This is a genomic window from Sphingopyxis sp. Root1497 (assembly GCF_001427085.1).
Taxonomy (GTDB): domain Bacteria; phylum Pseudomonadota; class Alphaproteobacteria; order Sphingomonadales; family Sphingomonadaceae; genus Sphingopyxis.
This window is the reverse complement of the sequence record NZ_LMGF01000001.1, coordinates 230,903-250,399: the sequence shown is the minus strand read 5'-3', so window position 1 is coordinate 250,399 and position 19,497 is coordinate 230,903. Positions and strand designations below refer to the sequence as shown.

At 66.1% G+C, this 19,497-nt stretch carries 19 protein-coding genes and 1 tRNA gene; 11 read left to right on the top strand and 9 right to left on the bottom strand.

Annotation, left to right across the window (positions count from 1 at the left end):
* Position 1: 1 nt before the first annotated feature.
* From ASD67_RS01220 to ASD67_RS01205, 4 genes are read right to left on the bottom strand one after another with little or no spacing between them, the layout of a single operon-like run.
* Positions 2-1,549 carry a class I adenylate-forming enzyme family protein gene (locus ASD67_RS01220; RefSeq protein WP_056342067.1) on the bottom strand — a complete coding sequence of 516 codons (1,548 nt, stop codon included), beginning with the start codon at positions 1,547-1,549 and terminating at the stop codon, positions 2-4.
* Positions 1,546-2,556 carry an SDR family NAD(P)-dependent oxidoreductase gene (locus ASD67_RS01215; RefSeq protein ID WP_056342064.1) on the bottom strand — a complete coding sequence of 337 codons (1,011 nt, stop codon included), beginning with the start codon at positions 2,554-2,556 and terminating at the stop codon, positions 1,546-1,548. The genes ASD67_RS01220 and ASD67_RS01215 overlap by 4 nt, the downstream gene beginning before the upstream one ends.
* Positions 2,553-4,031 carry an acyl-CoA reductase gene (locus ASD67_RS01210; protein WP_056342061.1) on the bottom strand — a complete coding sequence of 493 codons (1,479 nt, stop codon included), beginning with the start codon at positions 4,029-4,031 and terminating at the stop codon, positions 2,553-2,555. The genes ASD67_RS01215 and ASD67_RS01210 overlap by 4 nt, the downstream gene beginning before the upstream one ends.
* An 18-nt stretch (positions 4,032-4,049) precedes the next feature.
* Positions 4,050-5,510 (bottom strand): alpha/beta fold hydrolase, encoded by a 1,461-nt coding sequence (locus ASD67_RS01205; protein WP_235535521.1) that lies wholly within the window; start codon positions 5,508-5,510, stop codon positions 4,050-4,052.
* Between the two features lie 111 nt (positions 5,511-5,621).
* On the opposite strand from ASD67_RS01205, the gene ASD67_RS01200 reads away from it, so the two are divergent.
* The 6 genes from ASD67_RS01200 to ASD67_RS01175 all read left to right on the top strand — a co-directional run bounded on the left by ASD67_RS01200 (position 5,622) and on the right by ASD67_RS01175 (position 10,863).
* The gene (locus ASD67_RS01200) at positions 5,622-6,443 is read left to right on the top strand and encodes an enoyl-CoA hydratase/isomerase family protein (protein ID WP_327196995.1); all 822 of its coding nucleotides are present in this window, start codon (positions 5,622-5,624) and stop codon (positions 6,441-6,443) included.
* Complete coding sequence (locus tag ASD67_RS01195; RefSeq protein WP_056342058.1) at positions 6,443-7,687, top strand: cytochrome P450; 1,245 nt, start codon at positions 6,443-6,445, stop codon at positions 7,685-7,687. Before ASD67_RS01200 ends, ASD67_RS01195 begins: the two co-directional genes overlap by 1 nt.
* A complete protein-coding gene (locus ASD67_RS01190) occupies positions 7,687-8,004 on the top strand; it encodes a 2Fe-2S iron-sulfur cluster-binding protein (protein ID WP_056342055.1) in 318 nt (105 codons plus the stop codon). The genes ASD67_RS01195 and ASD67_RS01190 overlap by 1 nt, the downstream gene beginning before the upstream one ends.
* Complete coding sequence (locus tag ASD67_RS01185; protein ID WP_082544753.1) at positions 8,001-8,909, top strand: NAD(P)-dependent oxidoreductase; 909 nt, start codon at positions 8,001-8,003, stop codon at positions 8,907-8,909. The genes ASD67_RS01190 and ASD67_RS01185 overlap by 4 nt, the downstream gene beginning before the upstream one ends.
* Positions 8,910-8,919: 10 nt before the next feature.
* Positions 8,920-10,104, top strand: a complete 1,185-nt coding sequence (locus ASD67_RS01180; protein WP_056342050.1) for an acyl-CoA dehydrogenase family protein — start codon at positions 8,920-8,922, stop codon at positions 10,102-10,104.
* An 87-nt stretch (positions 10,105-10,191) separates the two neighbouring features.
* A complete protein-coding gene (locus ASD67_RS01175; RefSeq protein WP_156377525.1) occupies positions 10,192-10,863 on the top strand; it encodes a TetR/AcrR family transcriptional regulator in 672 nt (223 codons plus the stop codon).
* Here ASD67_RS01175 and ASD67_RS01170 read toward each other — a convergent pair.
* Together ASD67_RS01170 and ASD67_RS01165 are read right to left on the bottom strand one after the other, a co-directional pair.
* Positions 10,838-11,941, bottom strand: coding sequence for an acyl-CoA dehydrogenase family protein (locus ASD67_RS01170; protein WP_056342044.1), 1,104 nt, complete (start codon positions 11,939-11,941; stop codon positions 10,838-10,840). The genes ASD67_RS01175 and ASD67_RS01170 overlap by 26 nt on opposite strands.
* Positions 11,942-12,171: 230 nt before the next feature.
* Positions 12,172-12,248 (bottom strand) — tRNA-Arg (locus tag ASD67_RS01165).
* Between the two features lie 130 nt (positions 12,249-12,378).
* Here ASD67_RS01165 and ASD67_RS01160 point away from each other — a divergent pair.
* Complete coding sequence (locus ASD67_RS01160; protein WP_056342041.1) at positions 12,379-13,416, top strand: YeiH family protein; 1,038 nt, start codon at positions 12,379-12,381, stop codon at positions 13,414-13,416.
* Between the two features lie 130 nt (positions 13,417-13,546).
* On the opposite strand, the gene ASD67_RS01155 is transcribed toward ASD67_RS01160, so the two are convergent.
* A complete protein-coding gene (locus ASD67_RS01155; RefSeq protein ID WP_056342038.1) occupies positions 13,547-14,335 on the bottom strand; it encodes a zinc-ribbon domain-containing protein in 789 nt (262 codons plus the stop codon).
* A 169-nt stretch (positions 14,336-14,504) separates the two neighbouring features.
* Here ASD67_RS01155 and ftsE point away from each other — a divergent pair, with 169 nt between their 5' ends.
* Genes ftsE through ASD67_RS01135 form a run of 4 tightly spaced genes read left to right on the top strand, consistent with a single transcriptional unit; the run spans position 14,505 to position 17,416 of the window.
* Positions 14,505-15,236 (top strand): cell division ATP-binding protein FtsE, encoded by a 732-nt coding sequence (gene ftsE, locus ASD67_RS01150; RefSeq protein ID WP_056342035.1) that lies wholly within the window; start codon positions 14,505-14,507, stop codon positions 15,234-15,236.
* Between the two features lie 4 nt (positions 15,237-15,240).
* Positions 15,241-16,146, top strand: a complete 906-nt coding sequence (locus ASD67_RS01145) for a cell division protein FtsX (protein WP_056342032.1) — start codon at positions 15,241-15,243, stop codon at positions 16,144-16,146.
* Positions 16,143-16,673, top strand: a complete 531-nt coding sequence (locus ASD67_RS01140; RefSeq protein WP_056342029.1) for a YdcF family protein — start codon at positions 16,143-16,145, stop codon at positions 16,671-16,673. Before ASD67_RS01145 ends, ASD67_RS01140 begins: the two co-directional genes overlap by 4 nt.
* An 11-nt stretch (positions 16,674-16,684) precedes the next feature.
* The gene (locus ASD67_RS01135; RefSeq protein WP_056342025.1) at positions 16,685-17,416 is read left to right on the top strand and encodes a lysophospholipid acyltransferase family protein; all 732 of its coding nucleotides are present in this window, start codon (positions 16,685-16,687) and stop codon (positions 17,414-17,416) included.
* A gap of 27 nt (positions 17,417-17,443) precedes the next feature.
* Here the strand turns inward: ASD67_RS01135 and ASD67_RS01130 are convergent, their stop codons facing one another.
* Positions 17,444-18,352, bottom strand: a complete 909-nt coding sequence (locus ASD67_RS01130; RefSeq protein WP_056342022.1) for a prephenate/arogenate dehydrogenase family protein — start codon at positions 18,350-18,352, stop codon at positions 17,444-17,446.
* A gap of 5 nt (positions 18,353-18,357) precedes the next feature.
* Positions 18,358-19,473: a histidinol-phosphate transaminase gene (hisC, locus tag ASD67_RS01125; protein ID WP_056342019.1), complete on the bottom strand. Its 1,116-nt coding sequence runs from the start codon at positions 19,471-19,473 to the stop codon at positions 18,358-18,360.
* Positions 19,474-19,497 lie beyond the last annotated feature (24 nt).

Genomic DNA, 19,497 nt, shown 5'->3' with positions numbered 1-19,497 from the left:
CCTATGCGCTATCGACCGTCGCGGCCGGAGCGGCGGCGGCGGACTCGGTGTCAAGTTTGTCGGCGTATCGGGCGGCGAGGTCCCGCTTGGCGATCTTGTTGCTCGCCATCCGTGGCAAGGGACCATCGTGGAAAAAGATATGCCGCGGCTGCTTGAAGCCGGCGAGCCGCTGGCGACAATGTTCTCGGATCGCGTCTGCATCGAGGCCGCCCGTGCCATGGATGCACGCCGCCGGCGCTTCGCCGAACTTGGCATCCGGAACGGCAAAGACAGCGACCTCCGCCACCCCCTCAAAGGCCGTGATCACATGCTCGATTTCGCTCGGGGCGATGTTGAAACCGCCCGAAATGATCAGATCCTTCGATCGGTCCACGAAGAAGAAATGCCCTTCCTCGTCGATCAGACCGATATCGCCGGTGATCATCGCGCCGTCGGCATCGAATAGCTGCCTGGTGCCGTCGGGATCCATCCAATAGCCTGCGGTAAAGCCGGGCCCGCTGATCCGCACGTCGCCCTGGACGCCGCGAGGGCAGTCGCGACCTTCCGCATCGACAATACGCACACGCGTGAACATGCCGCCCCGGCCGCAGGCATCGGGGCTTGCCATCGCATCGGCTTCGCTGGCGACGATCGCCAGGCCTCCCGCTTCCGTCATGCCGTAAAGCTGGCGCAGCGCGACGCCGCGCGCGCGCCAGCGGGCGGTCAGTTCCTTCGATACGCGCGCGCCGCCAACCTGTGCCATCGTCAAGAAAGACAGATCGGCGGTCTCGAACGCCGGAAGCCGCGCGAGCTGCTCGTACAGGACCGGCATGCCATTGACGTAAGAGACACGGTGCCGGACGATGATCTCGAGCAGCCGCTCGGCATCGAACTTGCGCACGAAATGCATGGTCCCGCCATAGATCGTCGTCAGCGGGAAGGCCCAGAGGCTTCCCGGACCCGACTGCATGGCGAACGGCATCAGGATGTTCATCCCGGCAACCATCGTTGCCTCGATCAGCCGGAACTCGGCATATTTCGCCATCTGGCGTTCGTGCGTGAAGGTGACCCCCTTGGGCCGCCCCGTCGTGCCGCTCGTGAACACGATCAGGGACAGGGCGCCCGGTTCGACCCGCACCGGAACCCAGCCCGGCTGCGCCCCGGTGCGCACGCTGGCCAGTTGCTCCATCGACAAGACCGCCACCTCGGGCGCCGCTTCTCGCAAAAGCGCGGCGCGCGGTTCATCGGCGATGACCACCGCCGGTGCGACACGATCGATCAGATCGGAGAATTCGGCGGCGACGAAGCGCTCGTTGAGCGGCACCGGGATAGCGCCGGCCTTCAGGATTCCGGTGAGCGATGCCGGCCACGCCAGCATGTTTGCGCCGGTGATCGCGACGCGGTCGCCCGCCACCACCCCCGACTGCTGCAAAAGTTCGGCGATGCCATCGCTCCAAAGCGACAGTTCGCGATAACTCAGGCCTTCCTCGCCATCGAGAACCACCGCTGACCGGTCCGGCGCGTGACGCGCCCAATAGTCGAGGCCGTCATATAGCAACGCGCCGCTCATCGGACGGTCTCCCTCGCCAGCGCCGCCTCGACCATGGCCTCGGATACGAGCCAAAGCCGGCGGGCCGCTTCCGGATCGCGCGCGTGCGCCATCACCCCGGTCCCGCGCGGCGTTTCGGGACCGGACGGACGCGCCTCCCCGCAATTTTCGAGATAGAGCCCGCCCGCGCCGTCAAGCTCGGGGGCAATCGCGGCCCAGACGGTGGTCGCGGCACCCTGCGGGATGGATTTGAAGAAATCCGGCGCCGCCTCGGCCGCTTCCGGCGTGAAGCCCATCTGTTCTCGGGTGTCTTCGCTCATGTGGCGGCCGAGATTGGTGAAAATCACCCCCGGCATCACCGAGAAGGCGCGAATATCGTCGGCCTTGTGGCGCCGATCGAATTCGACCGCGAAAAGGGCATTGGCCGTCTTGGACTGGCCATATGCGACGAAGGGTTCATAGGCACGTCGCTCGAAATGAATATCCTCGAAATCGACCGCGCTTGCCCTGTGCCCCGACGAGGAAAGCGAGATGAGCCGCGACGGCGCGCCCTTCTTCAAGGCCGGAACCAGAAGGGTCGCCAGCAGGAAATGCCCGAGATGGTTGGTGCCGAATTGATATTCGAAGCCATCCTTGGTCTGCTGCAAGGGACAGGCCATGACCCCGGCGTTGTTGATGAGCAGCGACAGCGGTGCATCGCCCCACCGCTTGGCGAAATCGCGGACCGAGGAAAGGTCCGACAGATCGATGCGGCTGAACGTCACCCGTTCGGCGTCGATCGCGTCGTTGATTTCGCGCGCGGCGGCGGCGCCCGCCGCAAGGTCGCGCACGCCAAGATGGACTGCGGCGCCCCGCGCTGCGAGCACGCGGGCGGTCTCGAGCCCGAGGCCCGACGCCCCCCCGGTGACGATTGCGGACGTGCCGTTCAGGTCCACGCCTTCGGCAACCTCGGCCGCGGTCGATTCGCGGCCGAAGCGCGACGTCAGGCGTTCGCCGGCCGCCGGCTTGGCTTCCGGATCGCCCCTCATTGCGCCGGCTCCACCAGATTGGCCCGCGCGCGCTGAAGCAGCGGCGCGGCATCGGTTGTTTCATCGGTCAGCCATTTGCACATGCGCCGAACAGGTTCGATTCCGTCGTGCGGGCCCGATCGCATGACGATCGGAACGGCGGTGCCGAGAGAAACCACCCGCTGTGCGCCATGGAAGGCAAGCCGGTCTCTCAGCGCTTCCTTCAAACTGTCGGGATAGACGCCGACGGTCTGTGTGTAGGAGGTGGTCGAACGCACCGCGGTCTCGACATCGTCGACCGGGACGATGTTCATGACGCGCCCCATCAGCGACGACGCGAAATCGACGGGCGCGTCGGTCAGCGAAACGATGACCGCGCCCTCGTCGCCGCGTCCGCCGATCAGCTGATACTCGTTGCTGGCGAAGCGCAGGCCGTCGACCTCCTCGCGCAGCGACACATCGATCGCCTTATGCGGTGTGCTGATCGTCGACGGCAGATTCTGCATCGCGCGGAAGGCACGCTCGCCGAGTTCGCCGGCGCGGCGCAGCCCGTCTTCGTTGGTCCCGCTCGCGACATATATCACGCGGGCATTGACGCAGGCTTCCTGGTTCAGACTTCCCACATCGAGCGCCAGGCGCGTTGCGACGTCGTCGAGCGCCTGGTCGTCGGCAAAGGCCTCGGCGCCGATGATCGTCCCGCTTTGCTTGGGGTCGAGCGTGATCAGATCGATCCCCGGCTGCAGATAGCGCGTCACATGTTTGACACTTGCGAAGCCGCCCCAGGCGATGATCTTCTCGATGCGCCGCGGGTCATAGAGATAGGATTCGATTTCCTCGTCGCCGCCCTTCCAATAGGCCACGGTCAAATGACGGCTCAGCGGGTGGGTCGGGTCCATTTCGACCATCGTCATCGCCACCGCGGTCGCGGTCAGCGGGTCGTTGGACGGCGTCTTTATGATCGCGTCGGACCGCGTATAGGCGTTGCGTACGATCGTATTGATCGCGATCGCCGGCGCATTGCCCGCAATGATGTGCACCGCGCGCGCGCCAAAGGCGCGGATTTTGGTCCGCGTCGGAAGCGCCGGGTCCGACGGCTGGGGAACCCATCCCTCAAGATAATCGATCCCCACCGAAAGCTCGGCCGCTTCGCGAACCGCGTCGCGTGCGAAGAAAAAGGGTATCGACCGATATTGCGCCTCGAGGATCGAATCGGACAGGCCCGAGGTCTGTTTCGACAAAGCGAAGGCGCGGCGAAGATTGTCGTTTCGATCGAGTACCAGCCGCTCGCCGAGCCGCGCGCAATAATCGAGAATATCGTCGAACTTGAGATCGTAGAGATCGGCAAGCTGGCTCGGCTGTGCGAGAGGAAGCGCGGTCAGATGATCGCGCACGTCGGCGGTGACGAATCCCTCGTTGCCGCGGCGACCGGCAAAGTGCGACTGGCCCGAGAAAATCTCCCCCCGGATCACGAGCGGAACCTCGATGGCGTTGGTCATGGTCTATTATCCTCGTCGTCAGCCGCCGATGCGGGCGAGATATTCGATGGCCTTGTCCTGTGCCGCGGGCGCGCCCGCGCAGGTGATCTTGTCCTCGCCTCCATTGAGTTCGCTGAACCGCTGGATCGTGGATTCGATAAAGGGGCCGGTCCGCCCGCACCGGCAGCTTGCGTCGTCGTCCCAGCCGGCGACCGTCACCCGGTCGCCGCTGACGAACCCGCCCCAATGCTCGCTGGGAAACAAATCGATGAACCCGAAACGCCCGGTCTGCCGGCCGGTCCGCGGGAGCGGCTCGCCGCTGTCGCCGTCGAGCAGATAGGGAATGATATAGGGGGGAATATGATAATGACCCTCGTCGCAGAGCGGTGCGATACTCGTCATTTCACTCATGCCATAGGTATCGAAAATCGTATCGAAACCCAGGAACTCTCCGATGCGCGAAAACGCGTCGTCAGGCAGGTCGCGCCCCTTTCGCCCCCCGCCGGTCGATACGATGCTGTTGCTGCCGAAAACGCCGCGAAGCTCGCGGGCGAGGCCCGCGTCGGCCCAGTCGTAGATGAACGGCAGCACGCCGAAAACAAGCACGTCGCGTCCGGCAAAGCGCGCCAGCGCCTCGTCGAAAAAGCGGTCCATCAGTTGCGGGCGCTCGGCGTCGCGCCGCATGAAATCGTCGCGGCGCGCGAGCAAGGCCGGGGAGATCGCGAGCCGGCCGAGTTCTCCCCGCTCTTCGGCGACCCGCAGGCGTCCCCCGAGCGACGCGACATCGGCGCTTAACCGGTCGGGATAAAGGGTGAGGACATCGTTCCAGTCGCGCGCGACATGTTCGGCCATCGTCGCGACGCTGCGCAGCGGCGCGCTCGAGCCGCCGCGAAACGAAGGATAGATGACCGGATAAGGTGTCGCGAGAAGATCGGGTCCGCTATTCGCCCCGCCAAAGTCGCGATAGTTGCGCGCCAGCAGCTTGAGCCGCGGGACCTCGTCGGCCGCCGTTCGCGGCAGGAAGGACAATTTCCCCGTCGTTCCCGACGTATGAACGATCTGCAGGCCGGTCTGGTCTTCGAGCCGCTCGATCCATTCGTCGATGAGCTCGATCCCCGTCGCGTCGAAGCGCGAAAGATCGATGCGGGTGAGCCCCTGCATCCAGCGCGTCAGGCGGTCGAAACGCCCCTGCTCGAGCATCGAGAGCGGATAGCTTTTATAGGCGGTATGCGGAAAGAGCAGAAACGCCCCGCGCTCGATCGAATCGATCGCGTCGATCCCCTGCTCTCTGGCGAATTGCTCGAGCACGCCGACCGAATGCCGCATCGCGGCAAATCGGCCGGCGATACCCTTGAGCGCGATCTCGTCGCGCTGGGACCTGTTGAGCGTGAACGCAACGTCGATCGGCAAATCGGGATAGGTCGCGGGATCCGCGACCATCGCCGCGACAAAGGCGTCCGCACCGATGCCTTGCTGCGTTATGGTCGAAACCAGGCTCATCTTGCGCGGCCCATCCTGTCACGCCCTGCGATGCCCATCGGTTCCTGAATCATTCCACTCTCCCTGGCCGTCCCGCGACCGCTTACCTCCTATTGATACAAACATCGTAATATGTATAAGTCAATGCCTATTGTCGGCCATTCGGACCGGCAGGGAGGCGAGAAGGTCAGCAAAATGCGCGATTCACCGGCACAAATATTGCTTCGAGAAGATACATCGGATGGCCTGTGTATCTTAACGATCAATCGTCCCGAAAAGCTGAACAGCCTGAACACGGCGATCTTCGAACGACTGGAGGCAGAAATCGGCAAGATCGAAAAAGCCGACCATGTCGGATGCGTCGTGATCCGCGGCGCAGGCAAAAATTTTTCCGCCGGCCATGACTTGCAAGACATCGGCGAGGGCGAAAGTGTCGGCCACCTTCGCTTTCAGGGCCTTGTGGTCGAAAGGCTGGCCAACCTGCCGCAACCGGTCATCGCCGCCGTGCGCGGTCATTGTTACACCGGGGCCCTCGAACTGGCGCTGGCCGCCGACCTGATCATCGCTTGCGAAACCGCCAAATTCGCCGACACCCACGCCCGGTGGGGGCTGACGCCGGTATGGGGCATGAGCCAGCGCCTGCCGCGCCGCGTCGGCGTTGCCAAGGCGCGCGAACTGATGTTCACCTGCCGGACGGTCTCCGGACGCGAAGCGCTTTCGATAGACCTCGCCAATCGCTGTTTCGAGGAAAATGCCTTCGAAGCCGGCGTCGACGAGGTCGCGCAAGCGATCCTCCGCAATTCGTGGTTCAGCAACGCCGCCAACAAGCGTTTGACGATCGAGACCGATGGATTGCGCCTCGCCGACGGCCTTTCGCACGAATTGCACCGCAACGCAGGAACCGCGCCCGACATGGCGGCACGGATCGAACAATTTTCGAAGCGTAAAGCATGATGGAGCGCGCACAAGAGACAGGCGCCGACGCGCGGCCGGACATCGGCTTCGATCACAGCTCGGCCGCGGTGATGGGAGATCCCTACCCCTTGTACCGCAGGATGCAGGCGGAGTGCCCGGTCAACTGGTCGTCCGCCTATGGCGGTTTCTGGGTGGCTGGCAGCTATGCGGCGGTCGTCGATGTGGCCATGAACCACAAGATCTTCTCCAGCACCGATGGGGCGGGAATCCCGCGCGGGGCCTATGTTCCCCTGTTCCCGATCCACCTCGATCCGCCGCGCCAGACGGGGTTCCGCAAAATCCTCAATCCGCGCTTCTCGGCCGACGCGGTCGAACGCTGGCGCGCGCCCTTTGCGGCGGAGATGCATCGGCTGATCGACGGCTTCGAAGCGCGCGGGCGCGTCGAGCTGGCGAGCGAGTTGTTCCTCGAGGCGCCTCTTGCAGCCGTCCTCCCGCTGATCGGCGTGCCGCGTACCCGGATTCGCGAACTGCGCGAATGGATCGCCGCGTCGCTGCGCGGGCGCGCCGACATGGACAAGGCGCGCGCCGCGCAACTGCAGATCCGCGACTATCTGCTCGCGCTGATCGCCGAACGCCGCGCAGCCCCGAAAGGCGACGATGTGCTCGGCGATCTGATCGATGCCGAACTGGCGGGCGCGCCGCTCAGCGACGACGATATCTACCGGACCTTGACGATCATTCTTTTCGGCGGGCTTGATACCACGACCGCTGCGATGCTCGAGGGCGCCCGTCACCTCGCGGCGCATCCCGAAGATGTCGCGCGCCTCGCCGCCGACCCGGCGCTGTGGCCCGATGCGGTCGAGGAGTTCGTGCGTTTCACCTCGCCGACGCAGGGTGCGGCCCGCACGCTGCTCGCGGACACCGAAGCAGGCGGCTTCGCGATGCGCAAGGGCGAGAAGATCATGATGTTGCTGGCGGCCGCCAATCACGACCCCGCCAAATATCCCGATCCCGGTAAGGTCGAGATCGATCGGTGCCCGGTCGACCATGTGGCGTTCGGGCGCGGAGCCCATTTGTGCCTCGGTCGCAACCTTGCACGGCTCGAGATTACCGAAGGCCTCCGGATCCTCTTCTCGCGCCTTCCCGACATCCGGATCGATAGCGACGCCCGGCTCGAATATTGGGTCAACGAAACCCGTTCGCTGATCGCGCTGCCGGCCCATTTCGCGCCGCGAACGCCCGCGGCGACCGCAAGGTCACACCCGACCGATGGAGACCAGTGATGCCGCAGATCATCTTTGTCCAGCCCGACGGCCAGCGCCTCTGCGTCGAGGCGAAAAGCGGCATCACCGCCATGGAAGCCGCCCGCGCGAACGGCGTCGCGGGGATCGATGCCGATTGCAGCGGCGCCTGCGCCTGCGCGACCTGCCATGTTCATGTTGCCGAAGAATGGAGCCGCGCGGTGGGTGGGCCGAATGACGAGGAACGCGAGATTCTGGAATTCGCCGACGCGATCGGGGCGACCAGCCGCCTGTCGTGCCAGATCGTCCTTGATGACGCGATGGACGGCCTCATCCTTGCCGTTCCCGGGTTGTCATGACGCCGCAAGCAGCATCGGCGCGCGCGAGAATAGGCTATATCGGCCTAGGCAACATGGGCGCCGCCATGGCCGCCAATCTCGCCGATCGCGGCTGGAACCCCGTCGTCTACGCGCGCCGCGCCGCCTCGCTCGATCCACTTGACGGGCTTGCCGCACGCATTGCGGATTCGGTGTCAGAGGTCGCCGCCCAATGCGACATCCTCTGCCTTTGCCCGGTCGACATCGCCCAGATCCGCGACATTCTGTTCGGTCCTGGCGGCGCGGTCGAAACCCTGGCGCCGGGATCGGTCGTCGTCATTCATTCGACGATCAGCCCGCGCGATTGCATCGATCTCGCCGCGCAGCTGAACGACCGAGGGATCGGCCTCGTCGATGCGCCGGTATCGGGAGGCGCGGCACGCGGCCGGACAGGAACGCTCACCATCGCCGTCGGCGGTGCCGACGCCGACGTCGCCCGCTGTCTCGCCGTGCTGACCGACGGGGCGAGCGAGGTGGTTCGCGTCGGCGCAACCGGAAATGGCCAGCGCGCGAAGCTGCTCAACAATGCGGTGATGCTGGCGCAGCTCGCGCTCGTCCATGAGATGGTCGAGACGGGCGAGGCGTGGGGGATCTCGTCCGACGCACAGCTTCGTTTCGTGACCACGGGCACCGGGGCAAGCTGGGCGGCAAGCTATTATCTCGATGCGGTGGAGACCGGGCGCCAGCTCTTGTCCACCGCAAGCGTCTATCCGGGCGGAGCGGTGGCGATCATGCGCAAGGATGCCGATCTCTTCCTTCAGGAGAGCGAGAAGGCGGACTGCCCGCTCCTGCGCGGCGTGGTGGACCGCGCGCTGTCTGCGCTGTTGCCGATGCTGCCGCCAACGACCGACCCCGCGCATATCGCGCCGGTTCTGACAGGAAAGTGAAGCCGAAGCGATGGACCTGAGATTATCAGCGGAAGACCGGGCGTTTCGCGCCGAGGTACAGGCTTTTCTGGCGGCCGAGCTGCCCGCGGACCTTGCCGAAGCGGGCCGCCGCTGCACCGGGATCTACAACGACTATCCCGAGGCGAATGCCTGGCATCGCATCCTCGCGCAGCGCGGCTGGAGCGTTCCGCACTGGCCGGTCGAACATGGCGGCTGCGGCTGGTCGCCTGTCCAGCACTATATTTTCGACTATGAGAGCGCGATCGCGGGCGCCCCCTCGATCACGCCCAATGCGACCCATATGGTCGCGCCGGTGCTGATCGCGTTCGGCACGCCCGAACAGAAGGCGCAGTATCTGCCCCGTATCGCATCGGGCGATGATTGGTGGGCCCAGGGATATTCTGAACCGGGTTCGGGTTCGGATCTGGCTTCGCTGCGCTGCGCCGCGGTTGCCGACGGCCATGATTATGTCATCAACGGGTCCAAGATCTGGACGACCCATGCCCATTTTTCCAACCAGATCTTCTGCCTGGTTCGCACCGCGAAGACAGGCAAGCCGCAGATCGGCATCTCGTTCCTGATTTTCAGCCTCGACCGGCCGGGAATCGAAGTTCGGCCGATCATCTCCATATCGGGCGACCATGAACTCAACGAAATATTCTTCACCGACGCCCGGGTCAGCAAATCAAGCCTTGTCGGCGAGGAGAATGACGGTTGGACCGTCGCCAAATATCTGCTCCAGCACGAGCGGTCGCACTGCTGGTCGCCTTTGCTCCACGCGCGATTGAAACGCATGCAGCACCGGCTTGCCGAAACAGCCGTCGGCCGCCACCCCGTCGATCAACAGATGCTCGAACTGCGCATGGCGGAGACCGGCGCGCGCCTGTCGGCGTTCGAGATGTGCGAACTGCAGATGATCAGCGGCCAGGCCGAGGGGACGCCGCTGGCGTCGGCATCGACTTCGATGAACAAATTCGTCGGAACCGAATTGCGCCAGGACATGGGTTTTCTGGCACTGGATATCGAGGGAGCCGGCGCCCTTCCGGCGCGAAGCCCGCTCGAACGCCATGCGGCCTCGACCGACGCGAGCGGCATCTATCTCAACGACCGGGCGGCATCGATCTACGCCGGAACCAACGAGATCCAGCGGACCATCGTCGCGACGTCTTTCCTTCGCCACTGGCAGCCTGGTTGAGCGATTGGTGCAAATCGGTACGTTCGTCCGCCCATTTCCACGGGGGAGGATCATTGCTAAGCAACCGCAGACGCGAAAAACGCAGGGGTGAGTGCATTGGAAGAAACCGACTGGACCGACGAGGCGGGGGATGACCAGATGGCGCCGCCGCAATCGCGGCGGGCTTACAAACGGCGGATAACCTACCTTTACGCCGCGATGCGGTGCATCCGCAAACTTGGCGCCCCCGCGGCGACGATGGAGGCGATCGCAGCCGAGGCGGGCGTGACGCGCGCGACGATCTACCGCGAGTTCAGCAGCCGGTCGAGCATGCTCGGCGCCGTCACCGCGCACCGCTTCGAGCGGTTCTGCCACCGTTTCTTCGCCCGCATCAGCCCCGATACGACGCTCGCCGAGAAACTTGAGATGTATTTCCTCGCCTCGGTCATGATTGCGCTTCGCAATCCGGTCACGCAGGAGCTTGTCCGCGGATCGCTTTTGTTCACCGTGCCGGGCCGACCGCTGCATGTCATTGCCTCGCGCGTGTGGCGCGATTCGCTCGCGCTGGCACGCAAGGACGAACCGAACCTCGATACCCTCGACGACGAGGATATCGTTCAGTGGATACTCGTGTCGCAGGTGACCATCTGCCGCCTGGCGCTCGACACGAAGATGCCGCTGCCTCGCCTGCGCCGTTATGTGCGGCGCTTTGTGCTCCCGGCATTCGGCAAGCGAGGGCCTGCCGACGCCGACTTCAGCCGTATGCTACGACAGGCATGATCGGGCCGGCTTCGGCGAGCTTGCGCACCGCCTGATCGGACGAACCGAAAAGACCGGCAAGGGTCAGCGCGCGTTTGAAATAACCACCCGCTGCCGTTTCCTCGCTCATTCCCATACCGCCGTGAAGCTGGATCGCATTTTCTCCGATGAATTTGCAGGCGCGCCCGACGGTTATTTTCGCCGCAAGCACGGCCCTGGTTCGCAGGTCGTCGTCGGCCAGGCTGAGCGTGGCACGCAGGCTCGCCGCAGCCGCCATTTCGAGATGGGCCAGCATGTCGGCGAGCCGGTGCTGGAGCGCCTGGAATTCGGAAAGCGGGCGCCCGAACTGCTTGCGCTCGGTGATATGCGCAACCGTGAGATCGACCAGCCGCCGCAGGACGCCGACGCTTTCGGCACAGCTCGCGGCGATCGCGTGCTCGGCGACGCGCTGCACCAGCAGGCGACCCCCGGCGCCGCCGTGCAGGATCGTCGCCCGGTCGATTTCGATATCGTCGAAGCGCAGGTCCATCATGCGCCGGCCATCGAACGACTGGTAGACCTCCTCTCGCAAATCGCGGCCCGCGACGGGCAGGACGATGATCGATACGCCGTCCTCGTCCTCGGCACGGGCGGTCACCAGGAGGTGCGTGAGCGGAAGCTCCGCCGGGACCGCCTTCTTGCTCCCCGACAGGAACAGGCGGGTGCCGCGTTCGGTGATGCGCGTGGCGACCGGCGCCGCAAAATCTGATGCGCCATCTTCCTGCCAGGCAAAACCGACGCGGGCCTCACCCGCACGGATCGCTTGCCTCAAACCCCCGGCGATGGCGCTTTCACGACAGCCGAGAAGCAGCGGCGCGATGACCAGCGTGTCAAGCAGCGGAGCGCGCAGCAGCGCCGCGCCGACCTCTTCGAAGACCAGCATCAGCTCAAGATTGCTCCCGTCGCCGTCATCCCCGGCCGCCTCGATCAACGAGAAGAGATCGAGATCACGCACCAATGCGCGCCATTGTTCCTCGGGGTCCGTGCCGGACAGTCCATGAAGACAGGCGTGCACCACATCGCGCAGGATCGAAAGCTGTTCGTCGAGCTGGAAATGCATACCGCCCCCAAAATGAAACAATTTATAACAAATGTATCAATGAGGATCGCTGACTTGGCAAGCGCGGAATTGCGGCCCGCAGCCGGAGCGATCGGAGAGCGCGGCACACGGCCGGGAACAGCCTGTTCCGGAATTGTACGGATGAGGCGCGTAAATCGCCCCTTGTTGCTGAAAAATTCTGCAGGGGCGACGATGAGTTGCGCTGAGAATCGCAGGATTCCTGCGAAAAATGGCGCACCCGAAGGGATTCGAACCCCTGGCCTCTGCCTTCGGAGGGCAGCGCTCTATCCAGCTGAGCTACGGGTGCGCAGACGGCGGCCTCTAGCAAGGGAGCGGCACGCCAGCAATGGCCTATCGACGCTGCGCCGCGGATGTGCGAAGCGAACCCAAGATGGCGCAGGGGAGCGCAGGTGAAAGCATCCGAGCATAATTGGCCGATGGCCGCCGACCTTTATGGCGAAATGCAGCTCGAGGCGCATCCGCCCGCGCGGCACAGCGCGCGCGACTATCTGCACGGCGTCCTCGTCACCGCGATCGCCGCCCTCGCCGCCGCCTGGCTCGCCGACCATTATGCCGTACCGCTGGTGCTGATGGGACTGCTGATCGGGCTGGCACTCTCTTTCCTGTCGCAGGACAAGCGCACCCACGCCGGGCTCGACCTGATGTCGCAGACCGCGCTTCGCATCGGCATCGTCCTCGTCGGCGCCCGCATCACCGCCGCGCAGCTCGTCGATCTGGGGCCGCTGCCCTTCGCGCTGCTGGTCGCGATCATGATCGCGGTGATCGTCATCACCGTCGCCAGCGCGCGACTGTTCCGGCAGGACCGCCACGCCGCGCTTCTCGCGGGCGGCGCGACCGCGATCTGCGGCGCCTCGGCGGCGCTCGCGCTTTATTCGCTGATCGGCGACAAGCGCGTCGACCAGGCGCGCTTCACTTTGACCCTCGTCGGCATCACGGTCGCCAGCGCGCTCGCGATGACGCTCTATCCGGTGCTCGCGGCGCAACTCGGGCTGACCGACGCGCAGGCGGGATTCCTGATCGGCGCGTCGATCCATGACGTCGCGCAGGCGATCGGCGGCGGATTTTCCTTCTCGGCGCCCGCCGGCGAGGTCGCGACGATCGTCAAGCTGACCCGCGTCGCGCTGCTCGCGCCGATGCTGATGCTTGTCGGGCTGTGGCTGGCGCGCAGCAAGGATGATGCGGCGGGCAAGGCGCGCATCCCGCTGCGCCTGCCCTGGTTCATCCTCGGTTTCCTCGCCATCGCCGCGATCAATTCACTCGTCGCGATTCCCAAGCCGGTCACCGACGGCGCGGCCACCGCGGCGCAGGCGCTGTTGCTGCTCGCGATCGTCGCGACCGCGATGAAGGCGCGGTTGCATTTGCTGCTCGACCAGGGCTGGCGCAGCTTCGCGCCGATCATCGTCGCGACGGTGACGAGTTTCCTGCTGTCGTTGGGGGGCGCACTGTTGCTGTGACGGCGTGACGCCAACGTAAGATACTGAGATATAACCTTCGTCATTGCGAGGAGCCGACGGCGACGCGGCAATCCAGAGCAGGCGGTAACCGCCATGGATTGCTTCGCTACGCTCTTAATGACGACGTTTGTCAGTTCTTCGGCAGCGCCCAGCTGACCGTCAGCTGCGACGCGCGGCGCGGGATGTCGAGCTTGGCCTCGCTGAAATTGACCTTCTCGTTCGGGGGCAGCATCCGCACCGGCGGCTTGATCGTCCAGCTGTAAACGATTGTCCCCTGCGCATCGCGCAGCTCGGCGAGGATCGGCGGCACGCGCTGTTCGCGGTCGGTCGGGTTGATGATCACCCCCGACGCGGCGAAATAGATCGTCCCGTCGGCCAGTTCGCGATGATCCTGGTTCGGCGGCAATTCGATGACGAGGTCGGGTTCGTCGGCGAGGCCGGGAATGCCCAGCCCCTGCGCCCAGCTCGGCAGCCCGAAATAATAAAGGCCCGCGGTCGCGGCGACCATCAGCGCGGCGGCGCCCGCGGCGATCAGCGTCCAGCGCTTCGCCGGGTTGCGGCGCGGGCGGCGGAAAGGCAGCGGCGCCTCGGCGTCGGTGACCGTAACCTTCTGCTCGACCGGGGGCGCGGCGAACGCGGCGGACGGCGGGGTTTCGGCCGGCTCGCGCGCGATCGCGGGTGTCGGCGGCGGCGAGGCGGGCGGCGGCGGCGCCGCGACGAGGGCCTCGGGCACCGCCGGTGCGGCGGGCGCATCGGGTGCCGCAACCGCCGCGTCGGTCAACAGCATCTCGCCCGGCGCCGCGGGTTCCTGGAACCAGCTATGACGGCAATTGGCGCAGCGCACGGTGCGGCCGTTGGCGCCGATCGCCGTATCGGGAACGACATAGCGGGTGTGACAGGACGGGCAGGCGAGGATCATGAATCCCTCTAAACACGCCGATTCGCGGGTTGCAAGCGCCGCGTCATCCCGGGCGGCCTACTCGGCGCTTGTCACTGTGGGAAAGCCATGTAACAGGCGGCATCATGGACGCCGACGCTGCACCTTTGCCTAGCGCGGATCGGGGCGCGCGCCGCCCCGGGGTGACGCCATGACGGACAGCGCCGGCCCGCGCCCCGGCGGCGCGATGGTCGAATTCGACCGCGTCGGGCTGCGCTACGGCCCCGACGCCGAGGTCCTCGCCGACATCAGCTTCAACCTGCAACCCGGCAGCTTCTATTTCCTCACCGGCCCGTCGGGTGCGGGCAAGACGTCGCTTTTGAAGATGCTCTATCTGGCGCAGCGCCCGAGCCGTGGCCTGGTGCGGCTGTTCGGCGAGGATCTGGTGTCGATGCCGCGCCAGCGCCTGCCCGGTTTTCGCCGCCGCATCGGGGTGGTGTTCCAGGACTTCCGGCTGATCCCGCATTTGAGCGCCCGCGACAATATCGCGCTGCCGCTGCGCATCGCCGGGGTCAGCGAAGAGGATCTGTCGGGTCCGGTCGGCGAAATGCTGAGCTGGATCGGACTCGACGACCGCGCCCATGCGCGCCCGGCGACGCTGTCGGGCGGCGAGCAGCAGCGCGTCGCGATCGCGCGCGCGGTGATCGCCCGCCCGCAACTGCTCGTCGCCGACGAACCGACGGGCAACGTCGACCCCGAAATGGCGATGCGCCTGCTCGGACTGTTCGAGGCGCTCAACCGGCTCGGCACCACCGTCGTCGTCGCGACCCACGACATCCACCTGATCAGCCGCATCGACAATGCCCAGATGATGCGGCTGGAAAAGGGGCGGCTCGCCGACCCGACCGGGGCGCTGCGCTATCCGCCGGCGAACAAGGTGTGACGTCTTGATCATTCCGCGCGTTCCCGTCCAGCACCGCCGCCTGCTGCCCGACCGCCGCCTGTCGGGGCCGACGCCGTGGGTGATCGCGATCCTGATGATGCTCACCCTGCTCGCGGCGGGTGCGGGGGTCGGGCTGGCGCGCGCCGCGAACAACATCGGGGACGCGATCGCGGGGCGGGTAACGGTGCAGATCGTTACCGCCAACCCCGTCACCCGCGCCGAGCAGGCCGCCGAACTGCGCCGACAGGCGCTTGCCGCACCCTATGTCCGCACCGCGCGTAACGTCGGGCAGGACGAATTGCTCGCGACACTAAGCCAGTGGCTCGGCAGCGCCGGCGGCGACGACCCGGTGCTGCGCTCGCTCCCCCTGCCCGCGCTGGTCGATATCGACTTCGTCGGCGGCGAGCGCGCGGGCCAGCTCGCGCAGCTCCGCGCGCTCGTCGCGCGCGCCGCCCCCGGTGCTCGCGTCATCCCGCACGCCGAATGGCTCGGCCCCGTCGCGCGGTTGATCCGCAGCCTCGCCTGGATCGCGGCTGGCATGGTGCTGCTCATGACCCTCGCCAGCGGCGCGGTGGTGATCATGACCGCTCGCGCCGCGCTTGGCACCCATTATGCGACGATCGAGATGCTCCACCTGATCGGCGCCACCGACCGCCAGATCACCCGCCTGTTCCAGCGCCGCATCGCGATCGACACCGCCTACGGCATCGCGCTCGGCACCGTCGTCGCCGCGGCGATCATGCTGCTGATCGGCTGGCAATGGTCAGGGGTGACATCGGGGCTGGCGGCGACCGCCTCGCTGGGGCCGATGGGCTGGGCACTCTTGCTGGCGCTGCCGCTATTGGCTATCGCGCTCGCAGCCCTGACCGCGCGGTTGACCCTGCTCTCCGCGCTCAAGAAGATTTTATGATCAAGCGCCTCATTTCCCTCCTGTTCCTGGCCTGGGTGCTCGGCTTCGCGTGGTTCGCGCTGCTGCCGCCGCTGCCCGCCGGCGACCAGAAGACAGACGCGATCGTCGTGCTGACCGGCGGCCCGGGGCGCATCGACCGCGCGCTCGAGCGGCTCGAGGCGGGCGATGCCAAGCGCCTGCTGATCAGCGGCGTCGCCCGCGAGGTGAAGCCCCGCGAACTCGCCGCCGAATATAAACGACCGCAGGAATTGTTCGATTGCTGCATCGCGCTGGGCTTCGAGGCCGAGGATACGCGCTCGAACGCCACCGAGGTCGCTACCTGGGTTGCGCGGCGCAACTACAAGAGCGTGCGGTTGATCACCACCGACTGGCATATGCGCCGCGCCGAATATGAACTCGGCCGCGCGGTCGGCGACAAGGTGACGATCGTCCCCGACGCGGTGCGCAGCCAGCCGAGCTTCGCGACCCTGTTCCGCGAATATCATAAATATCTCGCCGGGCTGGCGGGCGGGCTCTTGGGCCTTTAAGAGCGGCGCCGATGCGCTACACCGTCGCCCTCCTCCGCTCGATCCTTTTCTGGATGCTGTTCTTCCTGATCAGCAGCTTCAGCTCGATCGGCGCGGTCATCTCGCTGCCGATCTCGCACAAGGCGACGATCTGGTTCGTGCGCGTCTGGGCGAAGGGGCACCGCCTCTTCTGCCGCTTCGTCCTCGGCCACCGCATCGTCGTCGAGGGCGCAATGCCCGACATCCCCGTCCTCTACGTCTTCAAACATGAGGGCGCGTTCGAAACGATCGAACAGCCCGGGCTGTTCAAGCACCCCGCGGTCTTCGCCAAGGAACAGCTGTTCAACATCCCCGTCTGGGGCAAGGCGGCGCAGTTTTACGGCCTGATCCCCGTCGACCGCGACGGCGGCGGCAAGGCGATGCGCGCGATGCTCGGTGCGGCCAAGGCTGCGCTCGCCGCGGGACGCCCGCTGGTGCTGTTCGCCGAGGGAACACGCGTCCCGCACGGCGAAGCACCGCCGCTGCGCCCCGGTTTCGCGGGCATGTATCGGCTGCTCGGCATCGACGTCATCCCCGTCGCGGTGAACAGCGGCCTCTCCTATCCGCCGCGCCGCTGGGTCAAATGGCCGGGCACGATCACCTACAAGATCGGCGAGACCATTCCCGCCGGCCTGCCGCGCGAGGAAGCCGAGGAGCGCGTCTGGCGCGCGATCAACGCGTTGAACCCGCCGGAAGCGTTGTTGGCAGGCTACAAAGCCCCCTGATTGCCGTTCGGAGGCTGAACGCTTGGCTTAGTGCCGCCGCCCAAAGTCAGGCGCCGCATCATCCTGGCCCTGTGCGATAATCGACCGCCTTATCGCGCGCGTCCGCGTGAACCACTCCTCGAGCTTCGCGCCGTCGCCGCGGCGGATCGCCTGTTGCAGCACGGTCAGATCCTCGTTGAAGCGCTGCAAGGTCGCGAGCACCGCATCCTTGTTGGCGAGGAAGACGTCGCGCCACATCACCGGATCGCTCGCCGCGATGCGGGTGAAGTCACGAAAACCGCCCGCCGAATATTTGATCACCTCGCTCTCGGTGACCTCTTCGAGTTCGCTCGCGGTGCCGACGATCGTATAGGCGATCAAATGCGGCAGATGACTGGTCACCGCGAGCACCAGATCATGGTGCGCGGCGTCCATGACGTCGACCCTGGCGCCGAGCGCTTCCCAGAAAGTGGTGAGCGCAACCACCGCATCGGGGGGGGCATCGGCGCCGGGGGTGACGATGCACCAGCGTCCGTCGAACAGGCTCGCGAAACCCGCCGCCGGGCCGCTGTTCTCGGTTCCCGCGACCGGATGCGCCGGAATGACGGCATGATCGGGCAGCGCCTTCGCCAGCGCCTCGGCAACGCTCGTCTTCGACGATCCGACGTCGGAGATGATCGCCTCGGCCTTCAGCCCCGGCGCGATCGCGGCTGCCGCGTCGGCCATCCGCCCCACCGGCACCGCCAGAATGACCAGGTCGGCGCCGGCAACCGCCGCGTCGGCGGCATCTGCGATATGGTCGCACAGGCCAAGCGTCCGCGCCTGGTCGCGCACATCGGCACTGGCGTCATGGCCGGTCACCATCACGCCCGGCAGCCGGTCCTTGACCGCGCGCGCGATCGATGAGCCGATCAACCCCAGTCCGACGATCGCGACCCGCTCGACGCTGCGCGCCATGCGCGTCAGCCTTCGACCGCGGCGCGGATCGCCGCCGCGAGTCCGCGCGTCTCGTCTTCGGTACCGATCGTCATGCGCAGCGCCCCCGGCAGTCCCTGCCCCGGCAGCCAGCGGACGATATAACCCGCGTCCATCAGCCGGTTGTACACCGTCTCGGCGCTGACATCACCTTCGAACAGAACGAGCAGGAAGTTGCACGCCGAGGGCACGACACGCAGGCCATGGTTGCCGAGGCTTTCGATCTCGCCCGCCAGCCAGGCGCGCCATTCGGCATTATGCTCGCGGCTATGGCGCACAAATTCCTCGTCGCCGAGCGCCGCGACCGCCGCCGCCTGTCCCGCACGCGTGACGTTGAACGGGAGGCGAATGCGGTGCAGCGCCGAAATCACGTCGGCAGCAGCATAGCCCCAGCCGATCCGCTCGGCCGCCAGCCCGTGAATCTTCGAAAAGGTGCGCGTCACGAACACATTGGGCTCGCTCTTCGCGAGGTCGAGACCGCCGTCGTCCTCTTCGGCCGACAGATATTCGCTATAGGCCTGGTCGATCACGAACAGCACGTCCTTGGGCAGTCCGGCGTAAAGCCGCGCCACCTCTTCACGCGTCGCGAGCGTACCCGTCGGATTGTTCGGGTTGGCGAGATAGACGACGCGCGTCTTGTCGGTCACCGCCGCGAGCAAAGCATCGACATCGGTCGCATAGTCGCGGTCGTCGGCCTCGACCGGCACCGCCCCGACACGCCGCGCGGCGATCTCGTAGACCGCGAAACCATAACGCACATAGAGGATCTCGTCGCCCACCCCGGCATAGGTGCCCGCCGCGAGGTGGAGCAATTCGTCCGACCCGTTGCCGCAGATGATCCGCGCCGGATCGAGCCCGAACTTCGCCGCGATCGTCTCGCGCAACACCATCGACCCCGGATCGGGATAACGCGACAGCGCATCGGAATCGGCCTGCGCGGCGGCGAAGGCTTCGCGCGCCTTGGCGCCGGTACCGAGCGGATTTTCGTTGGCGCTGAGCTTGATCAGCGGACGACCGTCGGCGCCGGCCGATTTGCCGGGCACATAGGGGGCGATGCCGCTGATCCACGGCTTGGGGGTGAGGGTCGGGGTCGTGTCGGTCATGCCGCGGCGTTTAACGTCTGAGCG